12 protein-coding genes are annotated in these 14,360 nt (G+C 43.8%); 7 read left to right on the top strand and 5 right to left on the bottom strand.

From position 1 onward, the window contains the following. On the bottom strand, nt 1-2,186 hold a 2,186-nt coding region (locus Q0541_RS31535; protein WP_298920406.1), incomplete at its 3' end, for a tetratricopeptide repeat protein. A 471-nt stretch (nt 2,187-2,657) separates the two neighbouring features. Here Q0541_RS31535 and Q0541_RS31530 point away from each other — a divergent pair. Next, on the top strand, nt 2,658-2,804 hold the full coding sequence (locus Q0541_RS31530) for a hypothetical protein (protein WP_298920405.1): 147 nt from the start codon (nt 2,658-2,660) through the stop codon (nt 2,802-2,804). A gap of 234 nt (nt 2,805-3,038) precedes the next feature. On the opposite strand, the gene Q0541_RS31525 is transcribed toward Q0541_RS31530, so the two are convergent. Further along, nucleotides 3,039-3,728 carry a phosphorylase gene (locus tag Q0541_RS31525; RefSeq protein WP_298920404.1) on the bottom strand — a complete coding sequence of 230 codons (690 nt, stop codon included), beginning with the start codon at nt 3,726-3,728 and terminating at the stop codon, nt 3,039-3,041. Beyond that, nucleotides 3,721-3,906, bottom strand: a complete 186-nt coding sequence (locus Q0541_RS31520) for a hypothetical protein (RefSeq protein WP_298920402.1) — start codon at nt 3,904-3,906, stop codon at nt 3,721-3,723. The genes Q0541_RS31525 and Q0541_RS31520 overlap by 8 nt, the downstream gene beginning before the upstream one ends. A 261-nt stretch (nt 3,907-4,167) precedes the next feature. Between Q0541_RS31520 and Q0541_RS31515 the strand changes: the two genes are divergently transcribed. From Q0541_RS31515 to hpnH, 3 genes are all read left to right on the top strand, one after another. Next, nucleotides 4,168-6,816 carry an efflux RND transporter permease subunit gene (locus Q0541_RS31515; RefSeq protein ID WP_298920400.1) on the top strand — a complete coding sequence of 883 codons (2,649 nt, stop codon included), beginning with the start codon at nt 4,168-4,170 and terminating at the stop codon, nt 6,814-6,816. 129 nt (nt 6,817-6,945) lie between these two features. Continuing rightward, on the top strand, nt 6,946-7,968 hold the full coding sequence (gene hpnA / locus Q0541_RS31510; protein ID WP_298920398.1) for a hopanoid-associated sugar epimerase: 1,023 nt from the start codon (nt 6,946-6,948) through the stop codon (nt 7,966-7,968). Between the two features lie 116 nt (nt 7,969-8,084). Continuing rightward, nucleotides 8,085-9,104 (top strand): adenosyl-hopene transferase HpnH, encoded by a 1,020-nt coding sequence (gene hpnH / locus Q0541_RS31505; RefSeq protein ID WP_273769616.1) that lies wholly within the window; start codon nt 8,085-8,087, stop codon nt 9,102-9,104. 212 nt (nt 9,105-9,316) lie between these two features. Here the strand turns inward: hpnH and Q0541_RS31500 are convergent, their stop codons facing one another. Together Q0541_RS31500 and Q0541_RS31495 are read right to left on the bottom strand one after the other, a co-directional pair. Next, nucleotides 9,317-10,405, bottom strand: a complete 1,089-nt coding sequence (locus Q0541_RS31500; protein WP_298920396.1) for an aliphatic sulfonate ABC transporter substrate-binding protein — start codon at nt 10,403-10,405, stop codon at nt 9,317-9,319. Nucleotides 10,406-10,439: 34 nt separating this feature from the next. Continuing rightward, nucleotides 10,440-11,096 carry a class I SAM-dependent methyltransferase family protein gene (locus Q0541_RS31495; RefSeq protein WP_298920394.1) on the bottom strand — a complete coding sequence of 219 codons (657 nt, stop codon included), beginning with the start codon at nt 11,094-11,096 and terminating at the stop codon, nt 10,440-10,442. A 1,150-nt stretch (nt 11,097-12,246) separates the two neighbouring features. Here Q0541_RS31495 and Q0541_RS31490 point away from each other — a divergent pair. The 3 genes from Q0541_RS31490 to Q0541_RS31480 all read left to right on the top strand — a co-directional run bounded on the left by Q0541_RS31490 (nt 12,247) and on the right by Q0541_RS31480 (nt 14,324). After that, nucleotides 12,247-12,768 carry a phycocyanin subunit beta gene (locus Q0541_RS31490; protein WP_273763451.1) on the top strand — a complete coding sequence of 174 codons (522 nt, stop codon included), beginning with the start codon at nt 12,247-12,249 and terminating at the stop codon, nt 12,766-12,768. An 87-nt stretch (nt 12,769-12,855) separates the two neighbouring features. Beyond that, nucleotides 12,856-13,347: a phycocyanin subunit alpha gene (cpcA, locus tag Q0541_RS31485; RefSeq protein WP_298920391.1), complete on the top strand. Its 492-nt coding sequence runs from the start codon at nt 12,856-12,858 to the stop codon at nt 13,345-13,347. A gap of 164 nt (nt 13,348-13,511) precedes the next feature. Then, entirely contained in the window at nt 13,512-14,324 is an 813-nt protein-coding gene (locus Q0541_RS31480) for a phycobilisome linker polypeptide (protein ID WP_298920389.1), read from the top strand. Nucleotides 14,325-14,360 lie beyond the last annotated feature (36 nt).

Raw genomic sequence — 14,360 nt, 5'->3', positions numbered from 1 at the left:
GGTTCGGCTTCGCTGTAGCGTTCTGTAAAACGGTAGAGTTCTGCAAGATTTTTCATGCTTTTGGCGACATCGGGATGTGCTTCTCCCAGTAAGCGTTTCTGGAGTGACAAAGCTTGCTGATACAGGGGTTCGGCTTCGCTGTAGCTTCCTATGGAATAATAGAGGGCTGCGAGATTGTTCAGGCTAGTGGCGAGATCGGGATGGTTGTCTCCCAGTAAGTGTTTACTCAGTGCCAAAGCTTGCTCAAACAAGGGTTTGGCTTCGCTGTAGCGTCTTGTAGATTTGTAGAGTCCTGCGAGATTGTTCAAGCTAGTAGCAACATCGGGATGGTTGTCTCCTAGTAAGCGTTTTCTCAGTGACAAAGCTTGCTGATACAGAGGTTCGGCTTCGCTATACCATCCTGTAAAACGGTAGAGTTCTGCGAGATTGTTCAGGCTAGTGGCGACATCAGGATGTTCTAAACCAAGACGATTTTTAGCTACCTCAATAGATAGTTTGTACCAAAGTTCTGCTTGCTGATAAAGTCCTTGACCTTGATAAAACCAGCCTAAACCTGTGAAAGGCCGAATTAAATCCTCGTCACTGAAATACTGGGATAGATGGGTTGCAATTTCTGCAATGTGGGGGATAGCGGGAGTGAGGTTGAGAATCTCTTCACGGTTAGGCTGTTGAGGAATTTGCTTTGCTACCTCTACCATCAGCGCGACAAAAGCAGTTTTCACCTCATCTGCTTCACTTGACTCATCCAACTTCATTTGGAAAAATTGCCGAATCAGTGGATGTAGACGATAAATTCCTTTAGCCTGCCATTGGATTAAATGCAGTTTCCGCAACTGGGCTATAGCTTTCTCCCAGAATTCTTGTTCTTCGTCATCTTCTATCGTCTCAACAGATAAGGGAATGTCAGCCAAGGCATACAAACTTAGCCAACAGCCTAAGCTTTGTGCATTCTTATCCAATTGTTTCCAACTCAATGCAAAAGCTTCAGCCACGCCGTATTCATAACGCATCAATGGGTTAGCCTTGGCTACTGCTTCGTGTTCCAGTCGGTTTTTTTCTAGGCGCTTGTGCAGTGTTTTTAGAGACAAATCTGGCATTGTATCCAGATATCGCCCCACTAACTCTAATGTCAAAGGCAAATATCCCAAGAATTTACAAATTCTTCTTGCAACCCAAGGCTCACTTTTAAGTCGCTCCCTGTCAACCAGCGACTTTAATAATTTGATCGCCGCCAATGGTTTGAGGACATCCAGACGTAATTGCAGTAAAGTTCTGTCAAACCCCAGGCGCATTGTCAGCAATACTTTAAACCGAGGTGATTCTGGAGGTAGATAACGCTGAACTTGTTTTTTGTAGTCGGTGACATCATCAAACACCAGCAGCACTTCACCTTGTTGCCAATTCTCCCAGCAGTATCGAAGCCTATCTGCTAATTCCCAGTTGTCCGGTGCAATGAGGTTAAATTTCAATTGGGCAAATCTGAGAATCTGAATTCCGACATCAATTCCCTGTGCTGATAACCAGCAAACCCCACCTTGATAATTCTGTAAATGTTGTTTGGCGTATTGGGTAGCCAGTTCAGTTTTCCCCACACCACTCATACTCATCCCAGCTACAATGGCAACTTGCCCAGATGTTTGTAATGAGGAGTGCAAGTTTTGTAGTTCCACCTCACGTCCCACAAATTTTTCAAATGGGACAGCAGGGGGAATATTTTGATGAATTTCCTTAATTGTCGTGTGGGCAGCGTTCGACTGACTTGTACTGAGCATCTCGACTTTTCTACGTTCGCGCAGCGTGTCGCAGACAGACGCTACGCGTAGCTTGCTTCCCCGTAGGGGTACGCTCGATGAAGCCGTTGCTGTTGGCGCAGCCTCTCCAAGAGTTGTAGCGCTCACGCCGAAGTCTTGCCCGCCATTATATTTTGCTCTCAAGCAAGCCCGTAACTTTTCTAGTTTGCCTCGACTCTTAGAAGTCGCTAACTCAGGACAACTCTGGGCAAACTTGTCATACACCTTAGTCATCAGCTTTTTGAAAACACCAACACCGATATTCAATTCGGTGGCTAGTTTCACCTGACTCTTAGCTAAGTTTTCATTCTTCAAACGCTCTACAAAAGCTGCCGTTTGCTCTGGGGATAAGTTATGAGTAGCAGCTTCATTGGCTAGAAAATCAACCCATTGCATAGACAGCTTCTGAGATTTCTTCTCGATTCTACTTAATTTCTACACATTTCGAGGGAATCTCCTCTTCTTCTGGCAGAAATACCATTTCCATAGAAAGAATTTAGAAGAAGTTCGAGCTGATGGGATTCGCGCCTACACAAACTCTCGTCCGCCTGCGCGGACTAACTAAAAATTTAAGGTTTAAAACCTGCCTCCGTGGGTTTTACCTGTGCAGATGCGGTTTATAACCGCCTATTAAATTGATGATATCAGAGAACAAGAATACTGCGACGCCGATAGCGTACTCCTACGGGGAAGCAAGCTACGTGCAGCGTCTCGTAAGAGAGCGTCATAGCCGGTCGTAGACATCGCCACTTGAGCCTGTGAACCTCAAATTTCGAGTTTTGTACTCAAAATTGCTATGCGATGTCTACGACGGGCTACGCCTACACTCTATTTTTCAATGAATTTTGGATATGAGGGGGTAATTGCATGTTGTCAATTAGCATGAGAATCGAACCGCAAAGGACGCATAGACACGAAGTGGCTTCCCGCAGGGTAGAGCGCAAAGAAAGAGAGAAAAGGGAGCGATCGCCATTTGAAGTTACAATTTGTAGGCGATCGCTGCTAAAATTTTAACTACAACTGTTGTGTCGCATCAATTATTACTTGCAGTTGGGTAAAAATTTCTATAAGTGAAGTGCATTAACTCAATGTAAACACGGTTCTTGTATGTCATACATGACATTTACAAATAGTCTACATTTTGTGAATAAATTAATGTAGTTAATAAAGTATAAGTGACTTATATACTAACAGAGATGCCAATTTTGCGTATAAATACAGGACATTATTTTGAGATTATTTCAGGCTCTAGCCAGAAAAGAGCCGATTTGTAACTTGCTCTAACACCTTTAATGATTTTAATGAACCTCGAATTAGTCGAGTAGCAGTAAGGGGTTGTCGAAGCATTCCCATCGCTAAAGGAAAAGGGTTTAGGGAACCATCAGAGTTAATTGCTGATGTAAGATCGGGGATATCGTGCTGACAATCGTCGCTGACTACTCGCAGCATTGCCACGTCCACCCCAGCTGCATTGAAAAACTCTAGGGCGGTAAATCCTTCCATATCAACAACATCAGCCGCCAAAGTCTCACCCAAATGGCGTTTTTCGGCAGCAGACCAAATCACACGATCGCTTGTCAGTGATTTGACTAATGATACTTTTTGTGATAGATAAAAATGCAATTGTGCTGTGAAAGTGCGATCGCATTCTTGCCGCTTCCCAGAGTAAAGACAATCTTGATAGAGGACAATATCACCAACTGTGTAGCGATCGCTCAAGCTGCCACATATACCCATAATCAGCACCTTGGATTTTGGAGCCAGAAATTGTCCATTTCCTTGGGATTGTTGCAGATATTTGAGTAAAGGCTTCATCCCAACAGGTATGGCTATTACAGTTGGGATGGAGCCAGTAACGCCGCTTAATCCGCGACACACAGCTTTATATTCTGCTCCCTGAGGTACCAAAATTGTGTTAATGGGCAAAAAATTAGGCACTAGCCCTCTCAATATTTTGAAGTTTGCGTCTGGATATTAACTCAAGGGTGCAGAGGGCGATCGTACTTTGTAAAAGAGGATTATTCACCGTCGCTGCATAACCACTAACTATTGCTCCGGCTTGTCGTTCTGCATCCAGAGCTTTATCCCAGAAGGGAATACTGCATAGGAAACTCAAGGCTGGATCATCAAAATTAAGGCAGGGGAGATACTCAGGTTAGTATTCCTTGTAGCTTTCGCTAAAGCTGTAACAGAATAATTCCTTATGCTCAACAGAACCAAGTTTCATTTCTAAAGTTCCATTCGGGATTAAAAATTTTGCTTTATCTGAGTCACAATAAGTAATATTGCCGTTTCGTGGAGACCAAAACTCGCAAACCGAAGGTGATTACTGTAGCATGACTAAATAATTGTGTCACCCACACGATAATTTTCCAAGATGGTAAAGCTTGATCGCTCAAAATCCGCACGAGAACTCTTCAATATTTCCAAATTAGCGATTCAATTTTCGTGGTTGACGGTGAGTTTTTGGATTGCTGTAACGGTAGCTGGTGTTCTGGCTTTCAGTTCTCTCAAGTATGCTTTGTTTCCAGATATTACCTTTCCAGTGGTGGTTGTGAATGCTACAGCTCCCCTGACAACTGCCGTGGATACAGAGGCGAAGCTCACCAAACCCCTAGAAGAACGTCTGCGCTCCCTAAAAGGACTGGAGAATATCCGCTCATCCACTTATCCTAGTCAAACTGCTGTTAGCCTTTCTTTTGCCGTTGGTACGAATTTAGAAACATCGACCAAAAAGGTTGAAACTGCCCTCAAACAGTTGACTTTGCCTCAAGGAGGAACTGCCAAAATTATTCCCTTGAATCTAAATGAGTCAGCCGCCATTAGCTATGCCATTGAGAGTCCCTCAAGGAATCTTACAGATTTGACAAAGTTGGCGAAAGACGAGATTGTAAGTGCGATCGCTAAACTACCAGGAGTCCTGAAAGTCTCACTACTGGGCGCTGCTACCGCAACTCCCCTAGCTCCAGCGAATGCAAGTGCCGCGGCTCCCCCCCAAGCAGGGGCGACATTAGTCAGGTTTAACGGGCAAGATGCACTGGCATTTCAAGTGATCAAACGTGGCAGTGCTAACACCTTGGAAGTAGTGAGTCAGGTTGAGAAAGAAGTCCAAAGGCTGCGATCTAGCCTTAATGATGTCAAACTTACTTTAGCTGCTACCCAAGCAGAATATATTCGCCAAGCCACCCAGTCAACAATCGATGCTTTGCTGGAAGCAGTCTTGTTGTCTATCGTGGTAATTTTTCCTTTTTTGTGGAATTGGCGAGCCACGCTGATTTCTGCCTTGGCAATTCCTACGTCTATTTTGGCGACGTTTATTGTCATGGCAATTTTTGGTTTCAACTTAGAAACGATTACGCTGTTAGCTTTAGCTTTGGTGATCGGTAGTATTGTTGATGATGCGATCGTGGATGTGGAAAACATCATGCGACACGTTGAAGATGGGGAAACTCCTCGCCAAGCAGCACTTTTAGCTACAAATGAGATTGGATTAACAGTCACCGCCGCCACCTTGACAGCAGTAGCAGTTTTTTTACCTATAGGTTTGATGGGTGGTGTAATCGGTCAATTCTTCAAGCCTTTCGGCATCACTGTTTCAGCGGCGATGCTTGCTTCTATGCTAGTTGCTCGGACTTTATCTCCAGTTCTGGCTATCTACTGGCTGAAACCTAAATCCTCGCTTTCCCCGCGTCGGGAAGCAAAAATCTGGGTGGCGTTTACTCAATCTTACAGAAACTTGCTGAGTTGGTCTTTGAATCACCGCAAGATAGTTATCGGATTAGCTGTCCTCAGCTTCATTGCAGGTATAGTGCTGATTCCACTAATTCCTAAAGGGTTTATTCCCAAACTCGATCGCGGCGAATTCAATATTGCTTATACGGCTCCTTTGCCGAGTATCCCCGGAGGGGCAGGGGAGCAGGGGAGACCCAATCCGCAGTTCCCAATTCCTAACCCTTTGAATGATTCTCTTGAGGTTGCTAAAAAACTAGAAGATGTAGTGAGAAAATCACCGGCAGTTGAAACGGTATTTACTACTATTGGTTCTCGCGAGGGTGAGCCGAATAAAGGCATACTATATGTAAAGTTAAAGGGCGATCGCACAATCACAACTGCTGAACTACAAGACCAATTCCGCTCCTCCTTACCTGTCCTTTCTGGGGTAACTACCAGTGTGGAAGATATCCAATTTGTCGATTCTGGCGGTCAAAAACCTCTACAAATAGCATTACGAGGTGATAATCTCCAAGCTCTGAGCAAAGCAGTCAAGGCAATTAAAGAGAGAATTCAGAGAATACCGGGATTTGCCGATGTCACAGTTACAGGTGAAACGAATCCACAGGGCACGGTTTTTCAGATCGAGCGTCTGAATAATCAGCGGGTGGCCTATGTCAGTGCTAATCTTGGCAAGAATCTATCCTTGGGTGATGCTACTGACAAAGTGGTAGCTGAAGCTAAGGCGGTGTTACCGTATAATGTTTCCTTAAATTTAGGAGGAGATTCTGCTAGTCAAAGTGAGGTTTTTAGCAGTTTCGGCAGTACTTTAGCTCTATCTGCCCTGTGTATTGTTGTAGTACTAATTTTGCTGTTCAAAAGCTGGATAGACCCTCTGGTAATTGGTGTCTCTTTGCCCTTGGCACTGGTGGGGGCAATGTTGGCACTACTGATCACCAAGAGCGATTTTGGGATGATCTCACTAATCGGTTTCGTCTTTTTACTGGGGCTGGCAAATAAAAATGCTATCTTGCTTGTGGATTACATCAACCAGTTACGCAGTGCTGGCTTAGACCGCACCGAGGCGATCCTCAACACGGGGCTAGTGCGCCTTAGACCAATTATGATGACCACTGCCTCCACTATTTTAGGGATGCTACCGATCGCCTTAGGTTTTGGTGCAGGTTCCGAATTGCGATCGCCTATGGCTGTAGCGATCGCTGGTGGACTCGTAACTTCAACTATCCTCAGTTTGATTGTTGTGCCAGTAGTCTACACTATTTTGGATGATTGGTTTCCCCGCAAGAAATTTTAGATTTTAGATTTTAGATTTTAGATTTTTGGACAGGTATGAATGGTCTGATTGAGAGATTTACATTACTAAATTCCACTTAATTATTGCAAAATTTGTGTATACAAAATTACAAACTTTGGGGATTATAAGTTGATAAATCCAAAATCCAAAATCCAAAATCCAAAATCCAAAAGGGTTTTTGTCACTGGGGGTACGGGCTTTATTGGTGCCCACTTGATACGGTTGTTGTTGCAACAAGGATATGCTGTCAAAGCACTGGTACGCTCAAGCAGCAATTTGGAGAATCTTCGTGGTTTGGAGGTGGAAATTGTCAAAGGCGATTTGAATGACCCAAATCTCTGGCAACAGATGGGAGGTTGTCAATACCTATTTCATGTGGCAGCCCATTATTCCCTATGGCAATCAGACCGAGAGTTACTCCATCGTCACAATGTCCTGGGTACGCGCAATGTGTTGGCAGCAGCTCGCAAAGCTAACATTGAGCGCACCGTCTACACGAGTTCAGTGGCGGCAATTGGGGTAGGATCATCTAGTGAAGTTGTCGATGAAACACATCAGAGTCCCTTAGATAAATTGGTGGGTGACTACAAAAAGTCTAAGTTTTTAGCTGAACAAGAAGCTATGCAAGCCGTTGCTACAGGTCAGGAGGTAGTTATTGTCAATCCCAGCAGCCCGATTGGCTCGTTGGATATCAAACCTACCCCAACGGGTGATATAATTTTACGGTTTTTACGACGGCAAATGCCCTTTTACTTGGATACTGGTTTGAATTTTATCGATGTGCGGGATGTGGCATGGGGGCATTTACTGGCTTTGGAGCGAGGCAAATCAGGCGATCGCTATATCTTAGGTCACCAAAACCTCAGCTTAAAGCAACTGCTAGAACAACTCGCCGATATCACAGGTTTAAGCGCACCTCAACGAACAGTACCCGCTTGGTTACCCCTTAGTGTTGCCTGGGTTGATGAAAAGATTCTCGCACCTCTGGGGAAATTGCCCTCAGTGCCATTGGATGGCGTTCGGATGGCGAAACAACCTATGTATTATGATGCCGCAAAGGCTGTACGAGAGTTGGGTCTACCCCAATCTTCGCTGAATGCAGCCCTCAAGGATGCTGTGGATTGGTTTGTTGCTCAGGGATATGTCAAATGAAAAATATAGCGATTTACGTGTGGATGCAATAGACAGTAGGGGCGGCCTTGCGCCCCTACGAAGGTTTTATGTTTTCCAGTGGTGTATTTATATCTAAAAGAGGAGCGATCGCAACAATGGCAGTTAATCTACAACAAGCTATGGATATTGGGAAGTATCTGGTTACTCAACGTTTGAAAGGACGTAAACGCTTCCCTTTAGTATTGATGTTGGAACCTCTTTTTCGGTGTAATCTAGCTTGTACTGGTTGTGGTAAAATCCAACATCCAAAGGAAATTTTAAAGCAAAATCTCACTCCAGAACAGTGCTTTACCGCAGTGGAAGAGTGCGGCGCACCGGTTGTCTCAATTCCTGGGGGAGAACCTTTGCTGCATCCCCAAATTGATCAGATTGTCCAAGGATTAATTGAGCGCAAGAAATATATTTACTTGTGTACCAATGGTTTGTTGTTAGAAAAGAGCCTGGATAAGTTTCAACCTTCTCCTTACCTGACTTTTAGTGTGCATTTAGATGGGATGCGGGAGTTGCACGATCAGTGCGTCGATCGCAAAGGTGTTTTTGATATTGCTGTCAAAGCTATTCGCGCCGCTAAAGCTAAAGGCTTTCGTGTCACTACTAACACAACTATCTTTGAGGGAACTGAACCTAAAGATATGCAAGAGTTCTTCGACTTTCTGAAAACACTAAATACTGACGGGATGATGATTTCTCCCGGCTACAGTTACGAGTGGGCACCAGATCAAGATCATTTTCTCCATCGTGAACAAACCCGCGCCCTCTTCCGGGAAATTCTAGCTCCATACAAAGCTGGTGAAAAAAACTGGAACTTCAATCACAATCCGCTGTTCTTAGATTTTCTCACTGGTGAGAAGGACTACGAATGTACGCCTTGGGGTAGCCCTAGTTATAGTGTTCTCGGTTGGCAAAAACCTTGCTATCTGCTGAACGAAGGTTATTACTCTACCTTCAAGGAATTACTGGCAAAAACTGACTGGAGTCAATACGGCCAGAAGAGTGGTAATCCCAAGTGTGCGGATTGTATGGTTCACTGCGGCTACGAACCCACTGCTGCAATGGATGCAATGCAACCGCAAAATATGGCACGTGCCCTTGGTAGTGTGTTTGGCAGGAATTAGTAAGTAGTAAATACTACATATTTAGAGTGGGCGATCGCTGCTTGGAAATATTATGAGGTAGTTCGTAGCGATCAATGAATTGGTGTTAGCAAAGGGGGGCGTCAGCACTTGCCCAAATTACTTTTTAAGCTCCGCTTCTCCCCTCTTTGCCTCCCCGTTTATTCTTAATTAGATGTCTGGAAAGTTTTGAACCTTTTGCTGCCCTCTTCAAGCTATTTTTGGCTAATTGATTCTGGAGTAATTGCCGCATATTGTTCAGGTGTCAACACAGCTTCCTGAATATTGACTTGTTTAGGAATCACACCATATTTATAGAAGTAATCTGCAACTCGTTGTTGGTCTTTAATTAACTTTGGGGAAATAGCTCTCAATCCATAGGGGCGGCGGCTAACTACTTTTTGCATAATGTCGGGAGGTAGTTTTTGGTATGGTGCGATTAAGTTTGCTGTTTCTTGGGGATGTACCTCAGCCCAGCGCTGGATTTTATCAATCTCCTCAATCACTATCCGCAGCACTCCAGGATTGTCAATCGCAAACTGCCTCCCACCAATATAGTATGCACCAGGGGTGTCAAGTCCTTGGGCAGTCTTGATCACTCGGATTTTACCTGCTTTTTCAGCCAGAGCCAAATAAGGATCGCCAGCCACCCAAACGGGAATTTTTCCTTCTAGAAAAGCACTACTAGCTTCTACGGTGGGTATACTCAAAATTTGAATATCACTAGGTTTCAAACCTGCATCTTCCAAAGCTCTGAAAACGAAATAGTGAGATGCAGAAGCTTTTTGAAAAACTATTTTTTGTCCTTTGAGATCCTTGACGGTTTTAATGGGAGAATTTGGTGGGACAGCGATTACACTTGATATACCCGTTTTTTCAGTGCGGCGAGAACCAACAACATAAACGATTTGAGCGCCAGCAGCTTGGGCGAAGATGGGCGGGGTTTCCCCGACGGAACCCAAATCGATTTTACCGACATTCATCGCTTCCATCAGTTGTGGCCCTTGGACAAATTGTGCCCACTCCACCTTTACTCCCAGAGGTTCCAGACGCTTTTCTAATACTTTAGTTGTTCTGATCAAATCCCCTGCTGATTGATACCCCATGCGAAGTACTTTGGTCTTGATTCCAGATGAATTGGTTTCAGATACATTTGTAGCAGAAGATGGGGTTTGAGCTTTTTGTCCTTCGGCTGTGCAACTAACTAATGTTAACGAAGTTGCCAAGGTTAACAACCCAGGTGCTAAAAGCAGCGTGAAACGGCGAAAGATGTTTATATACTGAGGTTTAACTGTAGCGGTCATAAGTTTTTTGTAAAGAAAGTTTTAGAGGCATTATTTATCTGGCTTTACTTGGAACACCAGTAAACGCGAACAACTGTTGCTCTTTGGGTGCAGCCAAACTTTCACCAAGGTAACGATGAATACCTACTCCCATGTCTCCTGTTGCAGTGAGTTTGAAGTTCACTTCTTCAAATCCATATTCACGGAAAAATTTACGGACAGCCTCAGAGTGGGGAATACCGTTAGAGTGTCCACGAGTCCAAATCACAAAAGCACCTTGTTTGCTTAGAAAACTCAGGTTTTTCAGCAAGCGATTGAGTTCAGATTCATCTGCGAGATTGCCGAATACACCACATACAATCACAATATCTGCTGGTACTGCTCCTACATAGTTAGAGGAGATAGTTGCATCACCATTGATAAACTCAATTTGTTTTGTCAAACCCAACGATTCTATTGTTTCTTGTCCACGTTCAACTAGTTGTGGATTTAGCTCTACTAGTCGAGCATAAACATCTTTTGTCCGTGGGTGATTTGATAACGTTCCTAGCAAATCTCGTCCATCACCCGCGCAAACACTAACTATACGGATTAACCCTGGTTGGGACAAGTTCAAGCTATGGGAAATGTATTCTTGCACAATTTGCAGGCGTTGTTGCAATTTTGGTTCGTTCTTGTAGAGGTCATGCCATTCAAACCAATCTTTTACCATAAGAGGTGATTTCCGTTTCCATTAACTATGAGGAAAGCAAAGTGAAAAACAAACTGGGTAATTTTAAACTACGGTAAATTTATCGATAAACCGTATTTTATGATTGAACGCAGACTATCATGGAAATTCATTCAAGATCAAGTCTTTTTTCTTTGGTTTGTGAATCTGGCAATTTAACAGTTGAGAGCTTGTGAGATAGCTTTGTATTCCAATCAAGGAAAGCGTCACAGAAATACTGGGCTGGAGTCGATGCGACAAAATCAACACAGATGCACTACATATTTCAGTCCGATTCGGCCAAAATTCAAATTTGTATTACTCAAAACTTAATTGCTCTGTATTCCTCCAGTCGGATAAAATGTACTACGGTAACTCGATAGTTAATTAGTAGTACTTATGTTGTCTAAAACACCAATTTAGTAATTCTGGAAGAACCTTTCCCCCTACCCCTCTCCTACGCGAAAAAGTGAGATCCTCATGAAATGAGCTTTCTTGCGTAAGTCCTGTAAATGTGGGTAGTTTACCCTAAAGCTATTCTTTGTAACCCGCCAAAGCAGGCTTTATTTATATTGGATTGCAAATCTAGAGCTTCGGCCTCGCTAGTTATAATCCTAAGTCTGCCGATTGTATGGTTGACAGCGGCTATTAACTCATCCCTGCAATGGATGCAATATAGTCGCAAAATATGGCATGTGTCCTTGGCAGTCTGTTTGGCAGGAGCTACGAAGTAGCCAATACTACGCCAATAAGTGTGCGATGCCTGCGGCAAGCTACGCTTACGCATTCTTTAAGGGATTTCTCACAAATAAATTATCCCATCTTTTGGGGTGGAGAAAAAAATGTTAAGTTATGTAACTAAAATTAACAAACACAACAATAATTTGTAATAAATAATGAGGCTGCTGCATTGTATAAAGAGAACTTGGGAGTAAAAAACAACATCTTAATCAGGTTTTCCAGTCGTTCACAGAAGTTTTAAGTTTTTTAACAAAAGTTTTAATCTGAAAGCCTGGAGATCGTAAACTTATTTTTGGGATGTCTGTTTTAAACCTTTCGGAACTCGTCAGGCAGTGCGGGCATCAAAAAAAACTGAGCCATTCAGTTTTGAGTCCAACTATTCTTAACGAAGCAAATTAGGAGATTTAAGGCAATGGTTTTAGATGCATTTGCAAAAGTAGTTACCCAAGCTGATACACGTGGCGAATATCTCTCCGATGCACAATTGGATGCATTGAGCGAACTAGTCAAAGATGGTAACAAGCGTACAGATGCCGTTAACCGGATTACCAGCAATGCGTCTGCTCTAGTTGCAGCTGCGGTTCGTGATTTGTGGGCAGAACAACCCCAATTGATCGCTCCCGGTGGTAATGCTTACACCAGCCGTCGCGCAGCTGCTTGCATCAGAGACTTGGACATCATTCTTCGCTATATCACCTATGCTATCTTTGCTGGCGATTCAAGCGTACTAGATGACCGTGCCCTCAATGGATTGCGGGAAACCTACTTGGCATTGGGAACTCCAGGAGCGTCAGTTGCTGTTGGTATTCAGAAGCTGAAACAAGCTTCCCTGGCCATTGTCAACGATACAAATAACATCACCAGAGGAGATTGCAGCGCTCTGTCATCTGAAATAGCTAGCTATTTTGATCGTGCTGCTGCTGCTGTGGCTTAAGCCAAGCATTGCTGATGTTGACTAAATAATTGTCCATCGGACAAAACAAAATTTCAACCATAAAGTTTGTGAAAGGGAAATACCAAAATGTCAAAAACACCTCTAACTGAAGCAATTTCATCGGCTGACTCTCAAGGTCGCTATCTCAGCAGCACTGAGATTCAAGTTGCTTTTGGTCGCTTCCGCCAAGCGCCAGCTAGCTTACAAGCAGCAAAAGCATTGAGCGCTAATGCTCAACGCTTGACCGAAGGTGCTGCTCAAGCGGTGTATAACAAATACCCTTACACCACTCAACAACAAGGCCCCAACTTCGCAGCTGATGCACGCGGCAAAAGCAAGTGTGTACGTGATATCGGCTACTACTTGCGGATTATCACATACGCTTTAGTTGTTGGTGGCACAGGTCCCTTGGATGATTTCTTGATTTCTGGCTTGGCTGAAATCAACCGGACTTTTGATCTATCTCCTAGCTGGTACATTGAAGCCCTCAAGTACATCAAAGCTAACCACGGTCTAAGCGGTGATCCAGGTGTTGAAGCAAATTCCTACATCGACTATGTAATCAATACTCTAAGCTAGAGTGTTTCTTTAGCCCGGAGAGGAAATCAGCTCTTATGACAAGTAAGTTCTATGAGTTGTTTACCTCTCCGGGCAGTTTTATTTTCAAAAGACTGTTAAAAGACTAGAAAAAAATTTTCTAAAAAGTTTTCAGTTTTGCAGTTAAAACTGAGGAGGTTTTAAAGATGGCAGCTTTGGGACAAGCAGCAAGATTAGGAATTGGAGCATTTGAAAACTCACCACTGGTAGAACTACGTCCTGATCGAACAGAAGAGAATGTAGCAGTGGTTATCCGGGCGGCTTACCGTCAGGTTTTGGGGAATGCATATATACTGGAAGGAGACCGTCTAGAGAGTGCAGAATCACTGTTGCAGCAAGGTACAATCTCCGTGCGGGGATTTGTGCTAGCCATTGCTCAATCAGAACTTTATCGGGATAAGTTTTTCCACTCCAACTCCCAAACTCGGTTTATCGAGTTGAATTATAAGCATTTATTGGGGCGTGCCCCGGAAGATGAGTCAGAGATTTCTTACCATGTTGAGCTTTACAACTCACAAGGTTACGAAGCTGAAATTAACTCTTACATTGACTCATTAGAATATCAAGAGAATTTGGGCGAAAATATTGTGCCCTACTATCGAGGCTTTAAAAGTCAAGTAGGACAGAAAAACGTTGGCTATAGCCGACTGTTCCAACTGTATCGGGGTTATGCCAATAGCGATCGCGCCCAAGGACAAAAACAAGGACGGCTAACCTGGGAAGTAGCTAAGAATCTGGCTTCACCGATTTACCCAGTCTCTGCCGGAGCCTTAACAGGCCTCTCTACAGGTGGTCGCGGCGAAACATACCGGATTAGAGTGCTACAAGCAGCTTCCCCGAACTCAGCTGTAGTGCGGCGGGGGACTGCGGAATTGATCGTTCCCTACGAGCAACTTTCTAGTAAATTGCAGCAGTTGAATCGCAAGGGTAGTAAAGTGATTAGCATTACTACCGTATAAATAGAGAATCGAAGGGGAGTAGGGAGTGGGGAGGAG

Source organism: uncultured Nostoc sp. (genome assembly GCF_937863485.1).
Classification (GTDB): Bacteria; Cyanobacteriota; Cyanobacteriia; order Cyanobacteriales; family Nostocaceae; genus Nostoc.
This window is presented reverse-complemented; position numbering and strand designations above follow the sequence as displayed.

Coding starts and splice junctions, on each gene's coding strand:
- Q0541_RS31530 (WP_298920405.1), top strand. CDS start 2,658: ATGTTGTCAATTAGCATGAGAATCGAACCGCAAAGGACGCATAGACAC.
- Q0541_RS31515 (WP_298920400.1), top strand. CDS start 4,168: ATGGTAAAGCTTGATCGCTCAAAATCCGCACGAGAACTCTTCAATATT.
- hpnH (WP_273769616.1), top strand. CDS start 8,085: ATGGCAGTTAATCTACAACAAGCTATGGATATTGGGAAGTATCTGGTT.
- Q0541_RS31500 (WP_298920396.1), bottom strand. CDS start 10,405: ATGACCGCTACAGTTAAACCTCAGTATATAAACATCTTTCGCCGTTTC.
- Q0541_RS31495 (WP_298920394.1), bottom strand. CDS start 11,096: ATGGTAAAAGATTGGTTTGAATGGCATGACCTCTACAAGAACGAACCA.
- Q0541_RS31490 (WP_273763451.1), top strand. CDS start 12,247: ATGGTTTTAGATGCATTTGCAAAAGTAGTTACCCAAGCTGATACACGT.
- cpcA (WP_298920391.1), top strand. CDS start 12,856: ATGTCAAAAACACCTCTAACTGAAGCAATTTCATCGGCTGACTCTCAA.
- Q0541_RS31480 (WP_298920389.1), top strand. CDS start 13,512: ATGGCAGCTTTGGGACAAGCAGCAAGATTAGGAATTGGAGCATTTGAA.